This window comes from Pseudomonas helleri (assembly GCF_045830615.1).
GTDB lineage: Bacteria > Pseudomonadota > Gammaproteobacteria > Pseudomonadales > Pseudomonadaceae > Aquipseudomonas > Aquipseudomonas helleri.
Genome location: NZ_CP174501.1, coordinates 3,119,097 through 3,144,292, shown reverse-complemented (window position 1 = coordinate 3,144,292; position 25,196 = coordinate 3,119,097). Strand labels below are relative to the sequence as shown.

25 protein-coding genes are annotated in these 25,196 nt (G+C 58.7%); 19 read left to right on the top strand and 6 right to left on the bottom strand.

Annotated elements, in window-relative coordinates; translation table 11 throughout:
• Positions 1-98: 98 nt before the first annotated feature.
• Positions 99-1,199: a polyamine ABC transporter substrate-binding protein gene (locus tag ACJJU9_RS13985; protein ID WP_153332001.1), complete on the top strand. Its 1,101-nt coding sequence runs from the start codon at positions 99-101 to the stop codon at positions 1,197-1,199.
• Positions 1,200-1,271: 72 nt separating this feature from the next.
• Here ACJJU9_RS13985 and alr read toward each other — a convergent pair whose 3' ends face one another.
• Entirely contained in the window at positions 1,272-2,504 is a 1,233-nt protein-coding gene (gene alr / locus ACJJU9_RS13980) for an alanine racemase (protein ID WP_407728773.1), read from the bottom strand.
• Positions 2,505-2,769: 265 nt separating this feature from the next.
• Between alr and ACJJU9_RS13975 the strand changes: the two genes are divergently transcribed.
• The 8 genes from ACJJU9_RS13975 to catA all read left to right on the top strand — a co-directional run bounded on the left by ACJJU9_RS13975 (position 2,770) and on the right by catA (position 9,989).
• Complete coding sequence (locus ACJJU9_RS13975) at positions 2,770-3,726, top strand: AraC family transcriptional regulator (RefSeq protein ID WP_153332003.1); 957 nt, start codon at positions 2,770-2,772, stop codon at positions 3,724-3,726.
• A gap of 113 nt (positions 3,727-3,839) precedes the next feature.
• Positions 3,840-5,195, top strand: coding sequence for a benzoate 1,2-dioxygenase large subunit (gene benA, locus ACJJU9_RS13970; protein ID WP_407728772.1), 1,356 nt, complete (start codon positions 3,840-3,842; stop codon positions 5,193-5,195).
• The gene (gene benB, locus ACJJU9_RS13965; RefSeq protein ID WP_407728771.1) at positions 5,195-5,683 is read left to right on the top strand and encodes a benzoate 1,2-dioxygenase small subunit; all 489 of its coding nucleotides are present in this window, start codon (positions 5,195-5,197) and stop codon (positions 5,681-5,683) included. The genes benA and benB overlap by 1 nt, the downstream gene beginning before the upstream one ends.
• A 70-nt stretch (positions 5,684-5,753) precedes the next feature.
• On the top strand, positions 5,754-6,767 hold the full coding sequence (benC, locus tag ACJJU9_RS13960; protein ID WP_407728770.1) for a benzoate 1,2-dioxygenase electron transfer component BenC: 1,014 nt from the start codon (positions 5,754-5,756) through the stop codon (positions 6,765-6,767).
• Between the two features lie 22 nt (positions 6,768-6,789).
• On the top strand, positions 6,790-7,551 hold the full coding sequence (locus tag ACJJU9_RS13955) for a 1,6-dihydroxycyclohexa-2,4-diene-1-carboxylate dehydrogenase (RefSeq protein ID WP_407728769.1): 762 nt from the start codon (positions 6,790-6,792) through the stop codon (positions 7,549-7,551).
• Positions 7,552-7,580: 29 nt separating this feature from the next.
• A complete protein-coding gene (locus ACJJU9_RS13950) occupies positions 7,581-8,702 on the top strand; it encodes a muconate cycloisomerase family protein (RefSeq protein ID WP_407728768.1) in 1,122 nt (373 codons plus the stop codon).
• 18 nt (positions 8,703-8,720) lie between these two features.
• Positions 8,721-9,011, top strand: a complete 291-nt coding sequence (gene catC, locus ACJJU9_RS13945) for a muconolactone Delta-isomerase (protein ID WP_407728767.1) — start codon at positions 8,721-8,723, stop codon at positions 9,009-9,011.
• A 54-nt stretch (positions 9,012-9,065) separates the two neighbouring features.
• On the top strand, positions 9,066-9,989 hold the full coding sequence (gene catA, locus ACJJU9_RS13940; RefSeq protein ID WP_407728766.1) for a catechol 1,2-dioxygenase: 924 nt from the start codon (positions 9,066-9,068) through the stop codon (positions 9,987-9,989).
• A 22-nt stretch (positions 9,990-10,011) separates the two neighbouring features.
• Here the strand turns inward: catA and ACJJU9_RS13935 are convergent, their stop codons facing one another.
• Positions 10,012-11,382 (bottom strand): PLP-dependent aminotransferase family protein, encoded by a 1,371-nt coding sequence (locus ACJJU9_RS13935; protein ID WP_407728765.1) that lies wholly within the window; start codon positions 11,380-11,382, stop codon positions 10,012-10,014.
• A 132-nt stretch (positions 11,383-11,514) separates the two neighbouring features.
• On the opposite strand from ACJJU9_RS13935, the gene ACJJU9_RS13930 reads away from it, so the two are divergent.
• From ACJJU9_RS13930 to ACJJU9_RS13920, 3 genes are all read left to right on the top strand, one after another.
• The gene (locus ACJJU9_RS13930; protein WP_153332012.1) at positions 11,515-12,801 is read left to right on the top strand and encodes a hydroxymethylglutaryl-CoA reductase, degradative; all 1,287 of its coding nucleotides are present in this window, start codon (positions 11,515-11,517) and stop codon (positions 12,799-12,801) included.
• A gap of 118 nt (positions 12,802-12,919) precedes the next feature.
• A complete protein-coding gene (locus ACJJU9_RS13925) occupies positions 12,920-13,384 on the top strand; it encodes a hypothetical protein (protein ID WP_153332013.1) in 465 nt (154 codons plus the stop codon).
• Positions 13,381-14,769, top strand: coding sequence for a tripartite tricarboxylate transporter permease (locus tag ACJJU9_RS13920; protein ID WP_048372638.1), 1,389 nt, complete (start codon positions 13,381-13,383; stop codon positions 14,767-14,769). The genes ACJJU9_RS13925 and ACJJU9_RS13920 overlap by 4 nt, the downstream gene beginning before the upstream one ends.
• A gap of 285 nt (positions 14,770-15,054) precedes the next feature.
• Here ACJJU9_RS13920 and ACJJU9_RS13915 read toward each other — a convergent pair whose 3' ends face one another.
• From ACJJU9_RS13915 to ACJJU9_RS13905, 3 genes are all read right to left on the bottom strand, one after another.
• The gene (locus ACJJU9_RS13915; protein ID WP_407728764.1) at positions 15,055-15,576 is read right to left on the bottom strand and encodes a hypothetical protein; all 522 of its coding nucleotides are present in this window, start codon (positions 15,574-15,576) and stop codon (positions 15,055-15,057) included.
• Positions 15,577-15,723: 147 nt separating this feature from the next.
• The gene (locus ACJJU9_RS13910) at positions 15,724-16,362 is read right to left on the bottom strand and encodes a helix-turn-helix domain-containing protein (protein ID WP_407728763.1); all 639 of its coding nucleotides are present in this window, start codon (positions 16,360-16,362) and stop codon (positions 15,724-15,726) included.
• A gap of 5 nt (positions 16,363-16,367) precedes the next feature.
• Positions 16,368-16,529: a hypothetical protein gene (locus ACJJU9_RS13905; RefSeq protein ID WP_164488153.1), complete on the bottom strand. Its 162-nt coding sequence runs from the start codon at positions 16,527-16,529 to the stop codon at positions 16,368-16,370.
• 317 nt (positions 16,530-16,846) lie between these two features.
• Between ACJJU9_RS13905 and ACJJU9_RS13900 the strand changes: the two genes are divergently transcribed.
• The 7 genes from ACJJU9_RS13900 (at position 16,847) to ACJJU9_RS13870 (ending at position 24,235) form a co-directional block, all read left to right on the top strand.
• On the top strand, positions 16,847-17,884 hold the full coding sequence (locus ACJJU9_RS13900) for an isopenicillin N synthase family oxygenase (protein WP_153332022.1): 1,038 nt from the start codon (positions 16,847-16,849) through the stop codon (positions 17,882-17,884).
• Between the two features lie 28 nt (positions 17,885-17,912).
• On the top strand, positions 17,913-18,728 hold the full coding sequence (locus tag ACJJU9_RS13895) for a MetQ/NlpA family ABC transporter substrate-binding protein (RefSeq protein ID WP_407728762.1): 816 nt from the start codon (positions 17,913-17,915) through the stop codon (positions 18,726-18,728).
• Positions 18,725-19,705, top strand: a complete 981-nt coding sequence (locus tag ACJJU9_RS13890) for a methionine ABC transporter ATP-binding protein (protein WP_407728761.1) — start codon at positions 18,725-18,727, stop codon at positions 19,703-19,705. The genes ACJJU9_RS13895 and ACJJU9_RS13890 overlap by 4 nt, the downstream gene beginning before the upstream one ends.
• Entirely contained in the window at positions 19,702-20,373 is a 672-nt protein-coding gene (locus tag ACJJU9_RS13885; RefSeq protein WP_407728760.1) for a methionine ABC transporter permease, read from the top strand. Before ACJJU9_RS13890 ends, ACJJU9_RS13885 begins: the two co-directional genes overlap by 4 nt.
• A gap of 123 nt (positions 20,374-20,496) precedes the next feature.
• Entirely contained in the window at positions 20,497-21,522 is a 1,026-nt protein-coding gene (locus ACJJU9_RS13880) for a GlxA family transcriptional regulator (protein WP_407728759.1), read from the top strand.
• 829 nt (positions 21,523-22,351) lie between these two features.
• Positions 22,352-23,155: a hypothetical protein gene (locus ACJJU9_RS13875; RefSeq protein WP_407728758.1), complete on the top strand. Its 804-nt coding sequence runs from the start codon at positions 22,352-22,354 to the stop codon at positions 23,153-23,155.
• A 24-nt stretch (positions 23,156-23,179) separates the two neighbouring features.
• The gene (locus ACJJU9_RS13870; protein WP_153332026.1) at positions 23,180-24,235 is read left to right on the top strand and encodes a linear amide C-N hydrolase; all 1,056 of its coding nucleotides are present in this window, start codon (positions 23,180-23,182) and stop codon (positions 24,233-24,235) included.
• 23 nt (positions 24,236-24,258) lie between these two features.
• Here ACJJU9_RS13870 and ACJJU9_RS13865 read toward each other — a convergent pair whose 3' ends face one another.
• Positions 24,259-25,107: a LysR substrate-binding domain-containing protein gene (locus ACJJU9_RS13865; RefSeq protein ID WP_407728757.1), complete on the bottom strand. Its 849-nt coding sequence runs from the start codon at positions 25,105-25,107 to the stop codon at positions 24,259-24,261.
• Between the last annotated feature and the right edge of the window lie 89 nt (positions 25,108-25,196).

The window sequence follows — 25,196 nt, the reverse complement described above, 5'->3', positions numbered from 1 at the left end:
TAAGAGTTGTCTTCCTGACCCTTGCCCTTTTTGCGGGCTGCTGCCGTGTACAAAACATAACAACTATCGATCTCACGCCAAAGATGGGGAATACATTCATGAGCACGATCAAACGCTTACTGGGCGCCACGGTATGTGGGTTGTCACTGTTGGCCAGCGCGGTGCAAGCCGATCAGCGCGAATTGCGGGTGTACAACTGGGCGGACTACATCTTGCCGTCAGTGCCCAAAGACTTTGCCAAGGACACCGGGATTAAAGTGACCTGGGACACCTTCGACACCAACGAATCGCTGGAAGCCAAGCTCCTGACCGGCAACTCGGGCTATGACCTGGTGGTGCCGTCCAACCAGTTCCTCGACACCCAGATCAAGGCCGGGGTGTTTCAGAAACTCGACAAATCCAAGCTGCCCAATTGGCAGCACCAAGACCCGCAATTGCTCAAGCTGCTGGAAACCAACGACCCCGGCAACCAGTACGCCGTGCCCTACATGGTTGGTACAGTGTTAATCGGTTTTAACCCGGCCAAGGTCAAGGCGGCCCTGGGCGAGGACGCGCCGGTGGACAGTTGGGACCTGGTGTTCAAGCCTGAGAACATGGCCAAACTGAAATCCTGTGGCGTCGCGATGCTGGATTCGCCGTCGGAGATCTTGCCGCTAGCCTTGCATTACCTGGGCCTGGACCCGAACAGCCAGAACCCGGCCGACTATGAAAAAGCCAAAGAGCTGATGCTGAAGATTCGCCCGTATGTCACCTACTTCAACTCGGCCAAATACATGACCGATATCGCCAACGGCGACATCTGCGTGGCCATTGGTTATTCGGGCAGTTTTTACCAGTTTGGCAACCGGGCCAAAGAAGCTAAGAACGGGGTGGTAGTGGACTGGCGTTTGCCAAAAGAGGGCGCGCCGATCTGGTTTGACACCTTCGCTATCCCTAAAAGCGCAAAAAATGTCGAAGAAGCGCATGAGTTCCTGAACACCTTGCTGGAACCCAAGGTGATTGCGTCGATCAGTGACTTTTTGGGTTACCCGAACGCCAACAAAGACTCGCTGCCACTGATCAATAAAGACATCACCGGCAACCCGAACCTGACGCCGACGCCAGAAGCGTTGAAATCACTGTATGTGGTGCAACCACTGCCACAAAAGCTGGAGCGTGTACGGACCCGCACCTGGACCAGCATCAAATCGGATAAATAACCGCCCAAACCCGGTAGGAGCGAGCTTGCCTCGCGATCTTTTGGTCTTTTAAAAGATCGCGAGACAAGTGGCTTACTCTTCGATCAAGACTTTAGGGTTGGAGTTGCCCCATACGGTGTACAGGTCAGCCAACAATGCACCGTTGATGTCTTCAACTTCGCTCTGGCTGATCTCGGCGTCGCCCTGTTTGCCGAACAGCACCACTTCATCGCCGCTTTTGACGTCCGGCGCATCGGTCACGTCAACCATCAAGGTGTTCATCGACACTTTGCCCACCACCGGCACGCGGTGGCCGTTGATCAGCACGATGCCCTTATTGGTGAACGCACGGCGATAGCCGTCGGAGTAACCGACCGTAATGTTCGCCAGCTTCGAATCACGCGCCAGGGTGTAGGTGCGGTCGTAGCCGACGGTATTGCCTTTCGGGTAGCTGTTGACCGAGGCCACGTGCGACTTGAACTGCATGACGCGCTTGTAATCGGTGTGCGAAGGCACCGTGTCACCGAACAGCGCGCCGCCTGGGCGGACCATGTCCAGGTGCGATTCAGGCACTTCCAGGGTGGCGAACGAGTTGGCCGCATGCAGCGTGATTTTGCTGCGATCCAGCTTGGCCTCTTTGATCAGCCACTGTGCCTGTTCGTTGAACGCCTTCAGGCCCGCGCGCACGTCATCGGCGTCTTCCACGGCGAAGTGGGTCATGATCGCCCGTACTTCCAGGTTCGGTATTTTAGTGATGGCTACGGCATCGCTGCGGCCTTGAGCGGTGCTCATTTCTACGCCGTTACGGCTCATGCCGCTGGAGTTCAAGCCCAGGTGCACGACGAGTGGACGGCCGTGTTTCTCGGCAATTTGCGCGGCTTTCTTAGCGAAATCGAGGTTGCCGACCAGCTCTTCCATGTTGTATTGCAGCGCCGCTTCCAGCTCGCTCAGGGCGGCGGTGCGCACGCGAATCAATTGGCCTTTGTAACCGCTCTCGCGGACCACGCGGGCTTCTTCGTTGCTGGCAACGCCGACGCAAGGTACGCCAGTGGCGATGATCGAAGGCATCAACAAACCAATGCCGTGGCCGTAGGCATCGGCCTTGAGCACCGCACAGATTTTCGATTTGTCGCCGAGGGTGTCTTTCAGGACCTGAATATTGTGTTCAAACGCGGTTTTGTTGATTTCAACCCAGGCGTTGCTGTCTTGGGTGTTCACCTGCGCGACGCCATTGCTCATGGTCAATGGCGGAGCGGCGAAGGTCGGGGTTTGCAGCAATGTCATGCCCAAAGACAGGGCGAGCAGGGTGCGAGCGAAAGGGAGCATGCGAGTTTCCATACTTTATTGTTAGGGAAGGGATTTAAAACGCCGGCGATACTAGGGGCGGGCTGCTGGAAAGTCACGTCCCGGGCCGCGTATCTGTCAGGTTGTGTCGTTATCTCGACCATGAGCAGGGCATGCCACAAAAGTGGCAAATAATGTTCGGCTATCGGACGCCAGCCGTTTTCCTGATTGATCTGCGGTCAGGCAGATGGGTACTCTGGCTGACGTAACACCCACAATAATTACAAGACGCGTGAGAGCCTTACCGATGGATAGCCGCCTGTTGAGTGAGCGCAGTAGCGTGTTCCAGCACGCCGATCCGCATGCCGTTTCCGACTATGTGAACCTGCATGTCGGGCAACATTGTATAGGCCTGTCGCGAACCACCCGACCCCAGGCGAGTCTCAACCACCGCAAATTTGCCGAGCTGGATCTGTGCCGTATCAGCTACGGTGGCAGCGTGCGCGTGACCTCGCCGGCGCTGGAAAACATCTTTCATCTGCAAGTGTTGTTGCGTGGCAATTGCCTGTGGCGCGGGCCCCGGCGCGAACACCATCTGGTGCCCGGCGAACTGTTGCTGATCAACCCGGATGACCCGGTTGACCTGACGTATTCAGAAGATTGCGAAAAATTCATCCTCAAACTGCCGATCGAAGTGCTTGAGTCGGTGTGCGATGAGCAGCGCTGGAAGCGCCCGGCCAGTGGCGTGCGCTTTGTGCGCAACCACTATCAGTTGGACGAACTGGAAGGGTTTCTCGGTTTGCTGGGCATGGTCTGCCAAGAGTCTGAAGCCAGCGACCCGTTGCTGCGGGTGCAAGAGCATTACACGCAGATTGTTGGCAGCAAGTTGCTGACTCTTATGCAAACCAACATTAGCCGCGAAAATCTCGCCGCTGGCGGCGCCAGCCTTGAGCGCATTCTCGATTACATCGAACGCAACCTGAAACAGGAACTGAGCGCCGGGCACCTGGCACTGCAAGCCTGCATGAGCGAGCGTTCGTTGTACGTATTGTTCGAACGCGGATTGGGTGTGACGCCGTTGCATTACATCCGCCAACGCAAGTTGGCGCGTATTCACACGTGCCTGAGTGACCCCCATTGCACTGTACGCAGCCTGACTGAATTGGCGCTGGATTACGGGTTTGTGCATTTGGGCCGGTTTTCTGCCAGCTATCGCCAGCAATATGGCGAACTCCCTTCCAGCACCCTCAAGCGCCGCCACTAAAAACACGCCTCGCGTGCAGTAATCGGATAGCGATCTGCAGCCAACGGATAGTGCTGCGCCCCTCGGTTCCCTACCTTGACCTGGCCTGAATAATAACAACGGAGGCCCTGGCCATGTCCCTGGGAATCGACTACCTGAATGCCATGCTTGAGGAAGACAAAGAGCAGGGCGTGCATCGCTGCAAGCGTGAGATGTTCACCGATCCGCGTCTGTTTGAACTCGAAATGACGCACATTTTCGAGGGCAACTGGATCTATCTTGCTCACGAAAGCCAAATCCCCAACGTGAATGATTTCTTGACCACCACGATGGGGCGCCAGCCCATTTTTATTGCCCGCAACAAGGCCGGTGAGTTGAATGCCTTTCTCAATGCCTGTAGCCACCGCGGTGCCATGCTCTGTCGCCACAAGACCGGTAACCGCGCCAGCTATACCTGTCCATTCCATGGCTGGACGTTCAATAACAGCGGCAAGCTGCTCAAGGTCAAGGACCCGAGCGAGGCCGGTTATCCTGCGGGCTTCAATTGTGAAGGCTCGCACGACCTGACCAAGGTCGCGCGATTCGAGTCTTATCGCGGCTTTCTGTTTGGCAGCCTTAATGCAAACGTCAGCACGCTGGCCGAGCACCTGGGCGAGTCAGCGAAAATCATCGACATGATCGTCGACCAGTCTGCCGACGGCCTGGAAGTGCTGCGCGGCTCCAGCTCATATATCTATGAAGGCAACTGGAAACTCACCGCTGAGAACGGCGCCGATGGTTATCACGTCAGCTCCGTGCACTGGAACTACGCCGCCACGCAAAACCAGCGCACCTTGCGTGAGGCTGGTGGTGAAATCAAAACCATGAGCGCCGGTAGCTGGGCTAAAAGTGGTGGCGGTTTCTACTCGTTTGATCATGGCCACTTGTTGCTCTGGACCCGCTGGGCCAACCCCCAGGACCGCCCGGCGTATGAGCGTCGTGATGAGCTGGCGCGCGACTTCGGCCAGGCGCGGGCCGACTGGATGATCGAGAATTCGCGCAACCTGTGCCTGTACCCGAATGTGTACCTGATGGATCAGTTCAGTTCGCAAATTCGTATCGCCCGGCCCATTTCGGTTAACAAGACCGAAATCACCATTTACTGCATTGCCCCCAAAGGCGAGAGCGAAGAGGCCCGGACCCAGCGGATTCGCCAGTACGAGGATTTCTTCAACGTCAGCGGCATGGCCACCCCGGATGACCTTGAAGAGTTTCGCTCATGCCAGACGGGCTACGGCGCCGGGCGCGGCTGGAACGACATGTCGCGCGGGGCAACACACTGGGTTGAGGGCGCGGATGCGGCGGCCGAAGAGATCGACCTAAAACCGCTGCTCTCCGGGGTTCGCACCGAGGACGAAGGGCTGTTCGTGCTGCAACACAAGTATTGGCAAGACACGCTGCTCAAGGCGGTTGCCAGTGACCCGGCGCTGATCCCCGTGGAGGCCGTGTAATGCCCACGACCTATGAAACCGTCCGTGATTTTTTGTACCGCGAAGCGCGCTATCTGGATGACTCGCAATGGGATCTGTGGCTGGAGTTATACGCCGCCAACGCCAGCTTCTGGATGCCGTCCTGGGATGACAACGACGCGCTCACTGAAGACCCGCAAAGCGAAATCTCGCTGATCTGGTATGGCAACCGTGGAGGCCTTGAAGACCGTGTGTTCCGGATCAAGACCGAACGCTCCAGTGCGACCATGCCCGACACCCGCACCTCGCACAACCTGAGCAACATCGAAATCGTCGAGGAAGGCGACGGGCACTGCACGGTGCGCTTCAACTGGCACACCCTGAGCTTTCGCTACAAGACCACTGACAGCTACTTCGGCACCAGCTTCTACACCCTTGATATGCGCGGCGCCCAACCGTTGATCACGGCCAAGAAAGTGGTGCTCAAGAATGACTACGTGCGTCAGGTCATCGACATCTATCACATCTGATTAACCGAGTGCCGAGTGGTGGCGGGCGCCTCTGGGCGCCTTCGGCCCGGCATTGTGCGGGAGACATATCATGAGCTTTCAGATAGCGCTCAACTTTGAAGACGGAGTAACCCGCTTTATCGAGGCCAGAGGCCACGAAACAGTCGCCGACGCGGCGTATCGCCAAGGCATCAACATCCCGTTGGACTGCCGTGATGGCGCCTGCGGTACCTGCAAATGCTTCGCTGAAACGGGGCGTTACGACCTGGGCGACGAGTTTATCGAAGACGCCTTGAGCGATGAAGAGGTCCAGCAGGGTTACGTGCTGACGTGCCAGATGCGTGCCCAAAGTGACTGCGTGCTGCGGGTGCCGGCCTCTTCGACGGTCTGCAAGACCCAGCAGTCCATTTTCGAGGCCGTGATCAGCAACCTGCGCCAACTGTCCGAAAGCACCATCGCGTTGACGATCAAGGGCGAGGCCCTCAGCCGCCTGGCGTTTCTGCCGGGGCAGTACGTCAACCTGCAAGTGCCTGGCAGCGCGCAAACACGGGCGTATTCCTTCAGCACCCTGCAAAAGGATGGCGAGGTCAGTTTCTTGATTCGCAACGTGCCGGGCGGACTGATGAGCAGCTTCTTGACCGGGCTGGCCAAGGCCGGTGACAGCATGACGCTGGTCGGGCCGCTGGGCAGTTTCTACCTGCGCCAGATCCAGCGCCCGCTGTTGCTGCTGGCCGGCGGCACGGGCCTGGCACCTTTTACGGCAATGCTCGAAAAAATTGCCGAGCAGGGCAGCCCGCACCCGGTGCATTTGATCTACGGCGTGACCAACGATTTTGATCTGGTCGAAGTGGACCGGCTGCACGCTTTAAGCGCACAAATCGCCAATTTCAGCTTCAGCGCCTGTGTGGCCAACCCGCACAGCCAGCACCCGCTCAAGGGGTACGTCACCCAGCACATCGAGCCACGCCACTTGAACCAGGGCGATGTCGACGTGTACCTGTGCGGTCCGCCGCCGATGGTCGAGGCGGTCAGCCAATACATCCGCGAGCAGGGCATCTCCCCGGCCAACTTCTACTACGAAAAGTTCGCAGCCGCAGCGGCGTGATCTGTATTAAATCGAGGTAGCCATGAACAACCGATTCGACAACAAAGTCGCACTGGTGACAGGCGCTGCGCAAGGTATCGGTCGTCGCGTCTGCGAACGCCTGCTGGCCGAAGGTGCGCAGGTGATCGCGGTCGACCGCTCCGAACTGGTTCACGAACTGCAAGGCCCCGGTGTGCTGACGCTGATCGCCGATCTTGAGCAATACCCGGACTGTGCCCGGGTGATGGCAGAAGGCGTACAGGCCTTTGGCCGTCTGGACGTGCTGGTCAATAACGTTGGCGGCACGATCTGGGCCAAGCCATTCGAACACTACCAGGCTGACCAGATCGAAGCCGAAGTTCGGCGCTCACTGTTCCCGACCTTGTGGTGCTGCCACGCGGCATTACCGCACATGCTTAAACAGGGCCGCGGGGCGATTGTGAATGTGTCTTCAATCGCGACCCGAAGTGTCAATCGCGTGCCTTACGGAGCCGCCAAAGGCGGGGTCAATGCGTTGACCGCCTGTTTGGCCTTCGAAAATGCCGAGCGTGGCATTCGGGTTAACGCCACCGCACCGGGAGGCACCGAAGCGCCGCCACGGCGCATCCCGCGCAACCCTGGCGAACAAAGCCCGGCGGAAAAGGCGTGGTATCAGCAAATCGTCGACCAGACCCTCGACAGCAGCTTGATGAAACGCTACGCCCGTATTGACGAGCAGGTCGGCGCAATCCTTTTTCTGGCCAGTGACGAGGCGTCATACATCACCGGCGTGACACTGCCGGTGGGTGGCGGCGACCTCGGCTGATCCTTATCTATCCGATTGGAAAAACTCAAATGCCCACTGTCCTGATTGAAAGCCTGACGACGATCATCGTCGACCTGCCGACCATTCGCCCGCACAAGCTGGCGATGCACACGATGCAAAAACAAACCCTGGTCATCCTGCGCCTGCGTTGCAGCGACGGGATTGAAGGCATCGGCGAAGCGACCACCATTGGTGGCCTGGCCTACGGCTACGAAAGCCCTGAGAGCATTAAAGCCAACATTGATGCGCACCTGGCACCGGTACTGGTGGGCCTGGCTGCTGACAACATCAATGGCGCCATGCAAGCCCTGGACAAAATCGCCAAAGGCAACACCTTCGCCAAGTCCGGGATCGAAACTGCACTGCTCGATGCGCAAGGCAAACGCCTCGGCCTGCCGCTTAGCGAACTGCTGGGCGGGCGGGTGCGCGACAGCCTGGAAGTGGCCTGGACCCTGGCCAGTGGCGACACCGCCCGCGACATTGCCGAAGCCGAGCAGATGCTTGAGGCGCGGCGCCACCGGATTTTCAAATTGAAGATTGGCGCCAACCCGCTGGAGCACGATCTCAAGCACGTTGTCGCGATCAAAAAAGCCCTGGGTGAGCGGGCCAGTGTGCGTGTCGACGTCAACCAGTATTGGGATGAGTCCCAGGCAATTCGTGGCTGCCACGTATTGGGCGAGCACGGTATTGATCTGATTGAACAGCCGATTTCACGCGTCAACCGCTCGGGCCAGGTGCGTCTCAACCTGCGCAGCCCGGCGCCGATCATGGCGGATGAGTCCATTGAAAGCGTAGAGGACGCATTCAGTCTGGCGGTTGACGGTGCCGCCAGTGTGTTTGCCCTCAAGATCGCAAAAAACGGCGGCCCGCGCGCGGTGCTGCGTACGGCGCACATTGCCGAAGCGGCGGGCATCGCACTGTATGGCGGGACCATGCTCGAAGGCTCGATCGGCACCCTGGCCTCGGCCCATGCGTTTCTCACGCTCAAGCAATTGACCTGGGGTACCGAGCTGTTCGGTCCGTTGCTGTTGACCGCTGACATCGTCATCGACGCCCCGGTGTACCGCGATTTTGAACTGCACATTCCGTACGCGCCGGGCCTTGGCCTGACGCTGGACGAAGAACGCCTGGCGCATTTTCGCCGCGATTGATCTCTGTAGGAGAACCTCATGCTCTTCCACGTAAAAATGACCGTGAACCTGCCTCTCGACATGGACCCGGCCAAGGCTGCCCAGCTCAAGGCTGACGAGAAAGAACTGGCCCAGCGACTGCAACGCGAGGGTCAGTGGCGCCACCTGTGGCGTATTGCCGGGCATTACGCCAATTACAGCGTGTTCGACGTCGCCAGCGTCGAAGCCCTGCATGACCTGCTGCTGCAACTGCCGCTGTTCCCGTACATGCACATCGACATTGAAGGCTTGTGCCGCCACCCGTCTTCGATCCATGCCGACGATCGTTGACGCCTGTTTGACACTGAATAATCCGTTGCATAAAAACAAAATGAGGTGAGCAACATGACCGTGAAAATCTCTGACACCGATGCGATTCAGGCTTTCTTCAAAGAAGCCGCCGGATTCGGTAACGACAACGGCAATCCGCGTCTGAAAAGCATCATCCTGCGGGTGCTCCAGGACAGCGCCAAACTCATAGAAGACCTCGATATTAGCGAAGACGAGTTCTGGAAGGCGGTGGACTACCTCAACCGATTGGGCGGGCGCTCGGAAGCGGGCTTGCTGGTGGCCGGGCTGGGCATCGAACACTTCCTGGATCTGCTACATGACGTCAAAGACCAGCAGGCCGGATTGACTGGCGGCACGCCAAGGACCATTGAAGGCCCGTTGTATGTGGCCGGAGCCCCAATTTTCGAAGGTGAAGCGCGCATGGATGACGGCAGCGAGGACGGCGTCGGCACGGTGCTGTTCCTTGAAGGCCGGGTGTTCGATGCCCATGGCAAACCGGTGCCTGGCGCCACGGTTGACCTGTGGCAAGCCAATACCAAGGGCACGTACTCGTTTTTTGATCCGGGCCAGTCAGAGTACAACCTGCGCCGCCGGATCATGACCGACAGCGAGGGGCGCTACCGCGCGCGCAGCATCGTGCCATCAGGCTACGGCTGCGATCCGCAGGGCCCGACTCAGGAATGCCTGGATCAACTGGGTCGTCACGGGCAGCGTCCCGCCCATGTGCACTTCTTTATTTCGGCCCCCGGCCAGCGGCACCTGACCACCCAGATCAACCTGTCGGGAGAGAAATACCTGTGGGACGACTTCGCCTATGCCACCCGTGACGGGCTGGTGGGCGAGGTGGTGTTCCGCGAGGACGGCGCCCGTGGTGTGCCGGGCCGATATGCCGAAATGAGCTTCGACTTCCAGTTGCAGCAGGCGGTCGACCTTGCAGCCGAACAGCGCAGCCATCGCCCGCGTGCGCTGCAGGACTGAACTGCGACGCACACTATTGCGCTCAGCCCTTGAACACGGCTTTAAGTAGCGGGTCGTTCAAATACGCCACGTTGAGCCGGGTCCAGGGGTTGGTGCGTGATTGCTCGGGAGAAAAGATGTGCCCCGGCGCGATCATGAAGCCCTTGGGCTGCAATTGGCGGGTCAGTTCCTTGGCGTCGTCGATGTGGGCAAAGCGTGCCCACAGGTACAAGCTTTGTTGCGGGCGGCAAAACACCTCGGCGCCAATCTCATCGAGCATCGCCAGCCCGGCAGCGGTGGCGGCTTGCAGCCGTTCTTGCAGGCGAATCAAATGGCGCAGGAAATGCCCCTCGGTGAGGATCACGTCCATGGTTCGCTCACACAGCTCAGAGGAGCTGGTGTGCAACAACATTTTCAAGTCGCCCAGCTCATCAATCACGTCCTTGCTGCCGGCGATAAAGCCTACCCGCAGCGCCGCAGACACCGATTTGGAAAAACTGCCCACGTACAGTGAACGCTGCAGTTGATCGAGCGCAGACACCTTGATCGCAGACGCCGGTTTAAAGTCGGCCAGGGCATCGTCGTCAACCAGAATGAAGTTGTGTTGCTGCGCGAGTTGCACCAGCCGATGAGCCTTGCCCGGCGAGATATCCGAACCGGTCGGGTTGTGGCCCACCGACTGGATAAAAAACAGTTTTGGCTTGTGGTTGCGCAGGTGTTGCTCCAGCACCTGCATGTCCGGGCCATCAGCCAGGCGCGGTACGCAGAGCATGTGGGCGCCTTGCAGTTGCAGCTTGCCAAACAGCGGGTAATAGCCGGGGTCTTCAACCAGCACCGTATCGCCGTGGGCAATGAAACGTCGGATGATCAGGTCCAGCGCATGGTTGGCGCCGTGAGTGGTGACGATCTGGCGGGGGCTGGCGGTGATCGAATAGCTGGCCAGTTTTTGCGCCAGATGTTGACGCAGGCTGGCATTGCCCAGGCGGTTGCCGTAGCGAAACAGCGTGTTGACCTCAGTGCGCATGATCTGGCGGGTGAACTTGTCCAGGCGCATGTCCATCAGCCATTCCACCGGCGGGAAGCCTTCGCCGAGCGGCGAATGCCCCGGCTCACGGACGAACTGCTGGCGCATCAGCCAGATCGTGTCCATGGCCCGCGCATAGGGCTGCGGTTCGTCCGGTTCGCTGTGGTTGGGGCTGCCCTGGCGGACAAAAAAGCCCTGGCCATGGCGCGGTTCGACCAGCCCTTGGGAGGCCAGGGCTTCATAGGCATTGATCACGGTATTTTTCGAATGACCGAACAGGCGCATGCATTCACGCAGCGACGGCAGGCGGTCGCCCACCCGGTAAGTGCCATTGCCGATCTGTTCGACCAGTGACGCGGTCAGTTGCTGAGCGAGTGTCAGACGCACCATGGTTGGCCATCCTGCTGTTTTTTAGCGAGGGTACAGCTTGGGTACTGTTTGTGCGAACTGTACCTTTCATGCGGGCACAGGGCGCTTTAGGGTGGTGCTCAAAGACAACAATAATGACCACAGGATTGAACCATGAGTATTGATTCGCGCCTTCCCAAGTTCCGTAGCCTGGCGCCCGCCGAGCGTTTGCAGCACCTGCAAGCGCTGCTCGACCTGCCCGCTGATGACGTCGCGCTGTTGCGTGAGCCGGGTGCACTGGCGCTGGAGCGGGCTGACGGCATGATCGAGAACGTGATCGGCACCTTCGAGTTGCCCTATGCCGTCGCAAGCAACTTCCAGATCAATGGCCGCGACGTGATCGTGCCCATGGTGGTCGAGGAACCTTCGGTGGTGGCGGCGGCCTCCTTTATGGCCAAGCTGGCGCGGGAGGCAGGCGGGTTTCAGACCTCCAGTTCGTTGCCGTTGATGCGCGCGCAGGTGCAGATCGTTGATGTCGCTGACCCGTTCAATGCGCGCCTCAGCCTTTTGCGGCGCAAGGACGAAATCATCGAGCTGGCGAACCGCAAAGACCAACTCCTCAACTCGCTGGGTGGTGGCTGCCGGGACATTGAAGTCCACACCTTTGCGCAAAGCCCGCGTGGGCCGATGCTGGTCGCGCATTTGATCGTCGATGTGCGTGATGCCATGGGCGCCAACACGGTCAACACCATGGCCGAGGCGGTCGCGCCGCTGATCGAAGAAATCACCGGGGCCAAGGTGCGCCTGCGCATCCTTTCCAATCTGGCTGACTTGCGTCTGGCCCGTGCGCAAATCCGCATCGCCCCCGAGTTGCTCACCACGCCAGCATTCAAGGGCGAGGAGGTGATCGAAGGCATTCTCGACGCTTACAACTTCGCGGTGATTGACCCGTACCGCGCCGCCACCCACAACAAGGGCATCATGAACGGCATAGACCCGTTGATTGTCGCCACCGGCAATGACTGGCGGGCGGTGGAGGCGGGCGCACATGCTTACGCCTGTCGCAATGGCCATTACGGCTCGCTGACCACCTGGGAGAAAGACGGCCAGGGCAATCTGGTGGGCACCCTGGAAATGCCGATGCCGGTCGGGCTGGTGGGCGGTGCCACCAAAACTCACCCTCTGGCGCAATTGTCGCTGCGCATTTTGCGTGTCGAGAGTGCTCAGGAACTGGCGGAAATTGCCGTTGCGGTCGGGCTGGCACAGAATCTCGGAGCGTTGCGGGCGTTGTCGACTGAGGGCATCCAGCGCGGGCACATGGCCTTGCATGCACGCAACATTGCGCTGACGGCGGGCGCCAAGGGTGAAGAACTCGACTGGTTGGTCAAGCAGATGGTCGAAGCCCACGACGTGCGTGCGGATCATGCGGCGGCACTGCTCAAGCAAAAACGCGGCATGTAGGAGCGAGCTCGTCTCGCGATCTTTTGACCTTCTAAAAGATCGCGAGGCAAGCTCGCTCCTACACGTCATGAGTTGTCTCTCTTCACCTCCATAACAATAAAAGCAGTGGGAGAATTCTTTGAAACCTGAACTCTATGAAGTCTGGGGTGACACGGTTGATGTGCGCCATCTGGTGTACGCCATTTTGATTGGCGCCATCGTCAGCCTCAGCGCGTTTTTTACCGCACAGCACTTTTTGCTTGAGTGGGTGGCCTCCGCACAGATGGCCCGGGCCTACGCCATGCTGGTGGGCATCGTGGGTTGCCTGGTGGGCGGGGCAATCAGTGCGAGCCTGTTCAAACCCAAGCGCCATGTGGTCGAGCACGAGGCAGACCCGGCCTGGCGCAGCCAGATCTTGAAGGATTTGCAAAGCGAGTTTGGTGACCTTGGGCGTCTGGCTGATTTGCCCCCCGAAACCATCGCCGAGCTCAAGGAGATGGACCTGTACGAGCTGTTCGTGGACTACGAGAAGGGCTTGCACAACGCCGGGGCTGATTCGCCGCCAGCGGTCGATGGCCTGGCTGCCAATGGAGGCCGCTCATGATCGTTTCATTGTTCGATCAAGTGCTGATTGCCCTGGGCATGGGCATTCTGGGGGCGGTAATTTTTGCCGCCATCGGGCTGATTTCCGGCAGCGATGAAACCACCACCCTGGCACCGCTGACCTTGCTGGTGGTGCTGTTGGGCGTGCCTGCGCCGGGAGTGCTGACGTTCTTTCTGGCCGGTGCGGTGGCCAAGCACATGACCCACGCCGTGCCCACGGCCCTGCTGGGGATTCCCGGTGACACCATGGCCACGCCGTTGATGCGCGAGGCCAACTTTTTGCGCAACCTCGGGGTGCCGCACATTGCCTTGCGCAAGATGATTTCCGGGGCGGTGATTGCTGCGCTGATCGCCGTGCCCATGGCAGTTCTGTTTGCGGTCATGCTGGCGCCGTTTGGCGACACCATCAAACGCTCGGCGCCGTGGATTTTCCTGGCGGCGGCGATTGCCATTGCGTGGTTTTCGAAAGGGCGGCTGGCGGCGGTACTGGCCTTGATCCCCTTTGTGCTGATTATTCTCGGCCTGCAAACCCTGACCGGCCAATACGGGGTCAAGCTCACCGTCAGTTACTTTCTGGGCATCGCCATCGGGCCGTTGATTGCAGCCCTGTTCGCGATGATGGCCCCGGCCGAGCGCGAGAACATGCGCCGCAGTGAAGTGCGCACGTTTTCACTGTCGCCTGATGTAAAAAGCGGCGGCGGCTTCTTTCCCAACCCGCTCAAGGTTCTGGACCGCAAACAAAGCCTGTGGACCGGCATTACCGCTGTAATCTCCAGTGCAACCTTCGTGTTCAGCCCGGTGGCCATGACTGTGATCATGGGTGAACTGGTCGGCTCGCGGGTCAAGCATGTCTACCACCGCCTGACCACAGTGATTACCGCGCGCAATGGCGTGACCGAGTCCACCTACATCGCCGAGGCGCTGATCCCGCTGATTGCCTTTGGCTTGCCACTGAGCCCGGTGGCGGCGGGCCCGGCAGCGCCGTTGTTCAACGCGCCGCCGCGCTTTAGCGTGGACTCGGCCTCGGGCGAGGTGCACAACCTGCACTCGTTGCTCAGCACCTGGGAGTTTCTCGGCTATGGCATGTTGGCAGTGGTGGTGGCCTTGTTGATCGCCTATCCCTTCACCATGAACTACGCGTATCGCGCGGCGTCGTACGTGTCGCGCAAAATCAGCCACGAAGCGGTAATCGCGACGTTTGTCGGGCTGATTCTGGTGATCGGGATCTGGGAGGGCGGTTTGCTCGGCTTGCTGGTGATTGTCACCGTTGGCCTGCTGGGCGGTTTTCTCTCGCGCTTTCTGGGCTTCAACATCGGCGTGCAGTTCATGGGGTATTACACCGCGGTGCTGACCGTACCGGCCCTGGTTGCGCTGTTGGCGGGCTGAGTGACCTGCCCCGAACCGGTCTGGCCTTGATTGATCATTGGTTAGACCGTTTATTTCTTTAAGGTCTTTAGATATTCCTCGAATGAATATCTATTGCGTCGGTATAGCTGTAGCAGCAGACAGATTATGCAGTTGCAACAAGTATTTACCTGCAATGGCAGCGTTAAAGGCTGTATTGCTTGGGTAAACAGGCGGTGCAACGGCTATTTCTGCTGCTCGGCCGTCACCTTGCGCGGGCCTCGGGGCGCTCTAAAATCGAACCCAGAATTTCTACATGACTGTCGATTACGGAGTTTCGAACATGATGAACGCCATGCAAATGCCAATGAACACCTCCATGCCAATGATGCCGATGATGGGCATGCCGATGATGATGGCCACCATGAAGTGCGAAATGACCGACAAGGGCATGAAGTGCACCATGAAGCCAGCTGCGGGCATGGACATGGCAATGTTCAAAAACAACGCCGAAATGATGGCGATGATGATGAACTGCGGCATGCCGATGATGATGCAGTGCGCCAACATGTCGATGATGTGCATGTCTGAAGACGGCATGGCGATGATGAACAGCATGTCGAGCATGAACATGCCGATGATGATGCCAATGGGCATGCCTATGCCGATGATGAAATGCGTCATGCAATGCAAAATGGAAGCAGATGGCATGACCTGCATGATGATGCCGATGCCCGGCATGAGCATGGACATGATGAACAACTGCTGCATGTTGATGATGAAAATGATGAACGACTGCGCCATGCCGATGATGATGAGCTGCAACGGCATGCCAATGATGTGCTGCACCTGCTAACCCCCCCGTAGTCGCTGACGAGGAACGAGGCTGCGATGGGCTGCGCAGCGGCCCGCTTGACGGTTGCGGCCGCTTATCGGTTGCAGCCCGCTTGACGGTCCTTCGGCCCGTATCGCAGCCTGCGGCAGCGACTACAGCATTTAATCCAGGCGTTCGGGGTAGGTAATCACCAGAAACGCCACGGCTTCGCTGTCCGCCGGGTTGCGATAGCGGTGGGGCTGGTCGGCATAGAACAGGATCGAGTTCCCGGTCGAGAGTAAATAACGTTCTTCGTTAACGCTGACCTCCACCACTCCCTGGGCCACCACCAGGTTCTCCTGAATGCCGGGGCCATGCCCCTCGGACACTTCTTCGCCCAATGGCTTGAGGCGAATCTCGTAAAACTCGGACTGGCGCGCCCTGTCGTAGGGGAACAACGCCCGGCTGGTGAACGCACCACTGGCACTGACCAGTCGCTTGCTCTGTTGCGCCGGCAGCAACTCGACCCCTTCAAACGCGCGGTTTTCCAGAAACGCGGCCACCGAGACTTTCAGCCCCTTGGCAATTTTGCACAGCACCTTGATCGAGGGCACGCTGCGCCCGGACTCAATCTGCGCCAGCATCGCCCGACTCACGCCGCTGGCGCGGGCCAGTGCATCCAGTGACAAGTAGCGTTTGCTGCGCAGGCGTTGCAGGTTGAGGGCGACGCATTGGCCAATGGCGTCATCGTCGCCGTTATTACAGTCTTTGGCGGGGGGAGGGAGTTCTGGCAGATCGGGAACGGTGTGCAGGTAATTCATCCACGTTACGCCCGGCGGGTATCGCTGGACGAACTCACCGGCGGGGCAAAAAACACAGCGATCCCGGCTCGTGCTGCGTACGCAGTCCACATCAGCTCAGCCGCCGCACGTGCCTGACGGCGTTTTCGGTAAAGGGCGAAATCAATGACATTGGCAGATACGGACATGGTCAGATCCTTGGGCAGTGGCAACTCAGTGGACCCACAGTAATCCGATGTTCTTATTTCTATAAATACTGAATTTTCATTTGTTAATTCGATTTTGGACTTAGCGTGTCCTCCCTATTCAGACAAATAACCTCTGTAGGAGCGAGCTTGCCTCGCGATCTTTTAATGAATCAAAAAGATCACGAGGCAAGGTGGTTTTTTACTTAAGCTAATTCTAAAAAGGTATTGGATGGTGATTTTTAAGATCGTTTAGCTTTAATGAAACGCAGGGCAGTTACATCGCCCGCGATCTTCATTGATTCACATGGGAGTGAAGCATGTCGCATACAAGGGATATCACCGCCTTGCCAGTCCTCGACTTGTCGCTGCTTGAAGGCACCGTGGCGCAGCGTCAGGGCTTTTTTGAGGAGTTGCGTAACGCGGCACGGGACGTTGGCTTTTTCTATTTGACCGGGCATGGCATCGACAGCGAGTTGTTGAGCCAGGTGCAACAGCATTCTCGGCAATTCTTCGCCTTGCCCGACGCCGATAAAGCGGCCGTCGGGATGATCAACTCCCCGCACTTTCGCGGCTACAACCGCGCCGCTTCCGAGATCACCCGTGGCAAGCCCGATCTGCGCGAGCAGTTCGACCTTGGCGCTGAACGGGCGGTGCTGCCCACTGACCCAAACAGCCCGTTCTGGGCACGTCTGCAAGGCCCGAACCAGTGGCCCGAAGCGCTGCCCGAGCTGAAACCCTTGCTGCTGGAATGGCAGCAGGCGATGACCGCTATGTCCTTGCGTTTGTTGCGTGCGTTTGCCCAGGCGCTGTCGCTGCCCGAGCACGCCTTTGATCAGTTGTACGGCGACACACCCAATGAACACATCAAGTTGATTCGCTATCCGGGCCAGGCGGCAGATGCCAGCAACCAGGGGGTTGGGGCACACAAGGATTCAGGTTTTCTGAGTTTTCTGTTGCAGGACCAGCAGGCGGGTTTGCAGGTCGAGGTTGAAGAGGGGCGCTGGATTGACGCACTGCCGCGCGCCAACACCCTGGTGGTGAACATTGGCGAGTTGCTCGAGCTCGCGACTAATGGCTATCTGCGCGCCACTGTGCACCGTGTGGTGTCACCGGCCCAGGGCAGCGAGCGTTTGTCGATCGCGTTCTTCCTGGGTGCCCGACTAGATGCCGTGGTGCCGCTGTATCCATTGCCTGCGGCGCTGTTGCGCGAGGCCCGTGGACCTGCCAGCGACCCGGACAACCCGTTGTTTCGGGATGTGGGCTGGAACTACCTTAAGGGTCGCCTGCGTTCGCACCCCGATGTCGCCCAACGTTATTACGCCGATGCACTGATTCCCGACGCGCTGAGCGCTTGAGTCCCTCACCCGATCAAGGATTTTGACCATGTTGAAACAAACAGGATTGACCCTGGCGGTGCTCGGCAGCTTGCTGACGTCTTACGATGCATTGGCACTGGAAACCCTGCGAATAGCAGCCGACCCGGTGCCCCATGCGCAGATTCTGGAATACGTGCGCAAAATCGATCCGGAACTGAAGATCAAGGTGATCGAACTCACCAGCGGCATCAACGCTAACGAACTGTTGGCCCACGGTGATGTCGATGCCAATTACACCCAGCACTTGCCGTATTTAAAGTCGCAGGAACAGGCTTTGGGGCAAAAATTTGCCGTGGCCGCGACCGTGCACATCGAGCCACTGGGCATTTATTCCCAGCGCCATAAAAGCTTCGCCGATGTACCGGTCAAGGGCACCGTCGCCGTGCCCAATAACGTGACCAACCTCAGCCGTGCCCTGTATCTGCTGCAAGACAACGGCCTGATCAAGCTCAAACCCGGCTTCAACGACCCCGCGGCAGAGCAGGCAACCCCCAAGGACATCGCTGAAAACCCCAAACAACTGAAAATCCTCGAAGTGGAGTCGGCGCAGATCCCACGGGCGCTGGGCGACCTTGATCTGGCGGTGATCAATGGCAACTACGCGCTGGAAGCCGGGCTGGTGCCGGCCAAGGACGCCTTGGGGCTCGAAAAGGTCGAGAACAACCCGTACGCCAATATTCTGGTGACCACGCCCAGGCTGCTGGATGACCCGCGCATCAAGCGCCTGGCCAAGGACCTGACGTCGCCCGAAGTGGCCACGTTCATTACCGATTCCTACACCGGCTCGGTCTTGCCCGTGACCCAGGTGGGTGCCCGGCCATGATCAGCATCGAGCAGTTGAGCAAGACGTACGTACCGGGGCAGGGGCCTTCACTGGATCAAGTGTCATTGAGCATTCCAGACGGTGCCATCTACGGGATTCTTGGGCGTAGCGGGGCGGGTAAATCGACGCTGCTGCGCTGTCTCAACCTGCTCGAACGGCCCAGTGCCGGGCGTATTGTGCTGGACGGCGCAGACCTGACAGCGTTGTCAGATCGTGAATTGCGCCTGCAACGGCAACGCATCGGCATGATCTTTCAGGGCTTCAACCTGCTGCACTCGCGTAATGTTTTTGACAACATCGCCGTGCCTCTGGAAATTGCCAAGGTCAGTAAATCGCAGCGTCAGGCGCGGGTGCTGGAGTTGTTGGAGCTGGTGGGCCTGAGTGACAAGGCGCTGGCGTTCCCGTCGCAGTTGTCCGGCGGGCAAAAGCAGCGGGTGGGCATCGCCCGGGCCTTGGCTGCGCGGCCTGCCTACCTGCTTTCGGACGAGGCAACCAGCGCCCTCGACCCGGAAACCACAGCCTCGATTATCGAACTGCTGCGCGACATCAATCGCCAGTTGGGGCTGACTATCGTTCTGATCACCCACGAGCTGGACGTGGTCAAGTCCATATGTGACCACGCCGCCTCACTGGCCAATGGTCGTCTGGTCGAGGCGGGGCCGATTGCTCAGCTGTTGGCCAACCCCGACTCTGCACTCGGTCGCTCCTTGTTACCGGGCTACAGCACTGCACTGGGCAGTAACGCGCAGGTACTGGAACTGAGCTTTTTCGACTCGCTGCTGGCCACGCCAGTGCTCAGCGAATTGACTCGCCAGCACGGTGTCGCAGTGGACTTGCTGGCCCAAGGGGTTGAATCCGTTGGCGGGCAAAACGTGGGCCGTTTGCGTGTGGCCTTGCGTCAGCCGGGCAGCGAACTGAAGTTGACCCAGGTCGTGGACTTTCTTAAACAGCGCGGCGTCAGGGTAGAACGCACATGAACCGAACGATCGATTGGAACGAGATTTTGCAACTGGTGTTCAATGCCACCGGCGAAACCCTGTACATGGTGCTGTTGGCGGGGCTGTTTACCCTGCTGATCGGCCTGCCTTTGGGGGTACTGCTGTTTATCAGTCGCAGTGGCGGCATTTATCCGATGCCGCAATTGCATAAAAGCCTGGGAGGGCTGGTCAACCTCGGGCGTTCATTGCCGTTCGTGGTCATGCTCATCGCCTTGATCCCGCTGACCCGGCTTATTGTCGGTACCACGTTGGGCAGCACGGCGGCGGTGGTGCCCATCACCATTGGCGCGTTCCCGTTCTTTGCGCGAATTGTCGAAAACGCCCTGGACGAAGTCGACAAGGGCCGCATAGAAGCGATCCTCGCCATGGGCGGTGATCTGCGTGATGTGATCTTTAAAGTGCTGCTGCCCGAAGCCTTGCCGGCGTTAGTGGCGGGCGTGACCTTGACCCTGGTCATGCTGATTGGCTTTTCATCCATGGCCGGGGTTATTGGCGGCGGCGGGCTGGGTGATTTGGCCATTCGCTACGGCTATCAACGCTTCAACAACCAGGTGATGGTGGTCACCGTCATCGTGCTGGTGGTTCTGGTGCAGAGTGCGCAAAGCCTGGGCGACCGGATGGTGCGTTCGTTGGCCCATCGGCGTTGACGTGTGGTGCTTGGCGAATGCAGGCATTCACCCTTCACGGGTGAAGTCAGCATTGTTCTGATAATCGATACCTCTGCAGGTATGATCGGCCCGGTACATGCGGCTGTTCGTTAACCTGACCAGATGGATCGAATCGTGATTGAGCGTCGTCAATTCAGTGCAGGCCTTAAAGGCAAGAACCTGCGCTATCTAACCGAAAACCCGGGTCTGGACCGGCCAACGGTGCGCGTGGGTTTTGTCCTGCTTGAGCACTTTTCTCTGCCAGCGTTTACCCAGGCGCTGGATGCCCTGATCACCGCCAACTTGCTGCGCCCAGGGTTGTTTGCCACCCAGACTTTCGGCCTGGCGCAAGGCGAGGTGGTCAGTGACCTGGGGCTGGTGATCCGGCCCGATTCGCAGCTTGATGTGTCGCAGCTCTACGCGCTGGATGTGCTGGTGGTGTGCGGCGGCTACCGCACTGAACTGAACAGCGATGAGGCGTTTACCCACGTGCTTAAAACCGCTGCGCAACAGGGCATTACCTTGGCCGGGTTGTGGAATGGCGCCTGGTTTCTCGGCAGTGCGGGGTTGCTGGAAGGCTATCGGTGTGCGATTCACCCTGAGCATCGCCCGGCGTTGGCCGAAGTGTCCAAGACGGCGCATGTGACCAGCGAGCCTTTTGTGATTGACCGCGACCGGCTCACGGCCTCCAGCCCCTCGGGGGCGATTCAGATGGCCCTTGCGTGGATCAAGAGCCTGCATGACAAAGCGCTGGTTGAAGGGGTCGAGGACATTCTGGCGTTTGAAGAGTCGCGTTACCGACGTATCAAACCCACCGAAAAAATCAGCGTCAGCGCGCCCTTGCGTGAAGTGTTGAAACTGATGGATGCCAACCTTGAAGAGCCGCTGGAACTGGAACAGTTGGCGGTGTACGCGGGGCGCTCGCGTCGCCAGCTTGAGCGGTTGTTCAAGGAACAGCTGGGCACCACGCCACAGCGTTATTACATGGAGTTGCGCATTACCGAAGCGCGCCGCTTGTTGCAACACACCGAACTGTCGCAGGTTGATGTGCTGGTGGCGTGCGGATTTGTCTCGCCCAGTCATTTCAGTAAATGCTACAGCGCCTACTTTGGCTATCGGCCGTCCAAGGAAAAACGCCTGGTTAAATAGCGGCTGGGCGATGATCAAAAGATCCAGAACGCGCCCGTTCTTATCAGACATAAAATAAGTGATTGATTCTAAAGGCTCTGTAGGAGCGAGCTTGTCTCGCGATCTGTTGATCTTGATCTGGTTTTTGATCTGAGAGGCCCCGTTAAACCACGCTGGCCGAACGCAGGTGTTGCGCAGAGGGTAACCCGGCAGGACGCCGGGTTAGCCGCGACACGGCCAAGGATGGCCGATCGCGGCGGGCCCACGGAGCAAGGCCTGTGGTGAGGGCATGCCGAGCCACAGCGAGGCACCGAGTGGTGGGGCAAAAAGCGTTTGGTTACTTTGCGCTTTCAAAGTGACGCGGCGTAAGGCCGGAACCCTAAGTGGCCGTTGCCGCAGCAACGGATATGTACAAAAAAATCAAGAGCCCCTCACCCTAGCCCTCTCCCGAAGGAGAGGGAACTGATTGGGGGATGCTGAAGATATTCGGTGGCCTGTTTGCTGCGCGACAGCGCGGCGTCGAAGACGGAGCGACCCCCTCTTATCAAACGGCCCTGTAGGAGCGAGCTTGTCTCGCGATCTGTTGATCTTGATCTGGTTTTTTGATCTGAGAGCCTCTCCCCACGCCTCTCCCGAAGGAGAGGGACCGATTGGGGGATTCTGTCGATTATCGGTGGCCCGTTTGATGCGCGACAGCGCGGAATCGAAGACGGGGTGGCGGGTCCTGCAGGTTTTCGCGGGCATGCATTAGCGGTTCAGGATGGCTGTGCTATACACAGTGGTCAGAAATTTAGAACTTGCAGTCAGGAAGACGAAAGCGATGACACTGAGGCTAGTTGCGGCTAAGCAGATGTTCAGAATGATGTGCATTGCCTGGCCTTTAATGGGCGTTTACACGACGGCAAATGCCGACGATTCTCAGGGCAAATCCAGTACTGATAAAGATGAATGGCTGGTATTGGTCAGCCCTTTTGTCTGGGCCCCGGCCATGAATGGTCAAGTGGCGTTGGGCGGGGTTGATGCCAAGGCGGATGTCGGCTTTCGCGAGATTTTCAATAATCTCAACCGGGTCTTTATGGGCAACCTGGAAGTCACCAACCGCAAACTGGGCTTTTACCTGGACGGGGTCTACGCCAAGACCAGCCAGTCTGAACGTGCCTACGGCCAGAAAATCGGCCTGGACATCACTCAGAGCACCCTGGCAGGGGGCGTGTATTACCGGGTGTATGAATACGCTTTAGGCGGCAACAATGTGTTTGGCGAGCCACGTAGCTGGCGGGTTGAGCCCACGGCGGGGCTGCGCTGGACCAAGCTGTCGACCAAAGTCGAGATCGACCCGGTGGGCTACAGCACCAAGAAAAAAACCGAGTGGACCGACCCGTTTGTAGGGCTGCGCATGCAGGCCGACCTGACCGATCGCTGGACGCTGTCTGGCGCGGCGGACACCGGCGGGTTTGATACTTCATCGAAAAAAACCTACAACGCCCAGGCTTACCTCGGCTATCGCCTGTACCTGTTCGATAACCCGACGATTGTGCGGGTCGGTTATCGGGTGCTGGCGCAGGAATACAAAAGCCGGGATTTTACCGGCAACACCTTTAAATACGATGTGACTCAGCGCGGCCCGGTGTTGGGCTTGTCCATGCGTTTCTAATCTGTTTTTGCAAGGATCAACGGAATGAAAAAGCCTGTTCTCAAAGCGCTGGTACTGGCGGTATCAGGGTTTGTTTTATCACTGCCATTGGCGCAGGCGTGCACCCGGCTGGTGTACCTGGGCGACGATCACAGCGTGATCACGGCCCGTTCCATGGACTGGAAAACCGACGTCGCGACCAACCTGTGGGTGTTTCCCAAGGGCATGCAGCGCACGGGTGAAGTCGGGCCTTCGTCCGTCAAGTGGACCTCCAAGTACGGCAGCCTGATTGCCAGCGGTTACGACATTTCCACCACTGACGGCGTCAACGAAGCCGGCCTGGCGGCCAACGTCTTGTGGCTGGTGGAGTCGGAGTATCCGCCGTTCAACAAGGACAAACCCGGCTTGAGCATTGCCGCTTGGGCGCAATACGTTCTGGACAACTTCAGCACCGTAGCCGAGGCCGTTGAAGTGCTCAAAACCGAGCCATTCAATGTAGTGACTGCGCAAGTGCCGGGCGAAAGCCGACTGGCCACGCTGCACCTGTCAATGTCTGATGCCTCGGGCGACAGCGCGATCATTGAATACATCGACGGCAAGCAAGTGATTCATCACAGCCGCAAGTATCAGGTGATGACCAACTCCCCGGCGTTCGAAGCCCAGCTGGCGATGAACGCTTACTGGCAGGCAATTGGCGGCACGGTCATGTTGCCCGGCACCAACCGGTCTGCGGACCGTTTTGCGCGTGCGTCGTTTTACGTGAACGCGGTGCCCAAGGATCAAGATGCGCGTTTGTCATTGGCCAGCGTGTTTAGCGTGATCCGCAACGTGTCGGTGCCTTACGGCATCACCACCCCCGGCGAGCCGAATATCTCCTCGACCCGTTGGCGCTCGGTTATCGACCACAAGCAGGGGCTGTACTTTTTTGAGTCGGCCGTCACCCCGAATACATTCTGGGTGGACCTGAAAAAACTGGATCTGTCCCAGGCCACCGGCAAGGTTAAAAAGCTCGATCTGGGGCCGAATCAGAGCAACATCTTCTCTGGCGAAGTGTCGGGCCGCTTTGAAGTGGCTGCGCCGTTCAAGTTTGAAGGCGCTTGATCAGGCTGTTTCTGCGAGGCCTGTCATTCACATTCACCGATCAGCAATTGCCCGAATGCGCAGGCCGCCGGGGTTTTGGTGGTGGTACTCCAGATAAGCCGGAAGTCCGCTTCAGGCAACGCTGGCAGGCCGTAGTGGCCGTCAATCACGCGCATGCCGGGTTCCAGATCACCCAAAGGCAAAGCGGTCACGGCCAGCCCGGCCAGTACCGCTGCGCGCAAGCCTTGCTGGCTGGGTGAGGTGAACGCCACCCGCCATTGCACGCTGGAGTTTTGCAGCGCGTCGATGGCCACTTGCCGATGTACACAAGGCATGGGGGCAAAGGCCAGCGGTAGCGGGTTCTCCCCTGAGAACTCGAAGTCGTGCGCAGCCGCCCAGACAAAGTGAGTTTCACGCAAAACCGTGCCCGCCGGCGGGCTGCCCGGCAGTGCCAGCACCACGGCCAGATCAAGCTTGTCGGTGTCGACCTGTGCGCGCAGGTCAAGGTAAGGGCAAACCGTGACGTCCAGGCGCACGGCCGGGAATTGGCGGGTAAAGCGCGTCAGCAACGGCGGCAAACCGTCACCGATAAAGTTCTCGGGCAGGCCAAAGCGCACGGCACCTGACACCGATGAGGTGGCAAAACGGCGGATCAACGCGTCCTGTGCCTTGAGGATGCATTCGGCGTGGCGCAGAAAATCCTCGCCATCTTCGGTCAGCGTCAAACTGCGGGTGGTGCGGCTCAGCAGTTTGGTTGCGGCCTGTTCTTCGAGACGCCGGATCTGATGGCTTATGGCCGATTGGCTGATGTGCATCCGCTCTGCGGCACGGGTGAAGCTGCCGGTTTCTTTGATTGCAATAAAGGCGCGCAACAGCGCCGGGTCGAAATCCATTTGGCCCACTCATGATGAAAATTAATAAAACCTACGAAATTAAATCATTTTTGTCATTTTTTAATTGCTCGCAGAATGCGCGCGGTCGC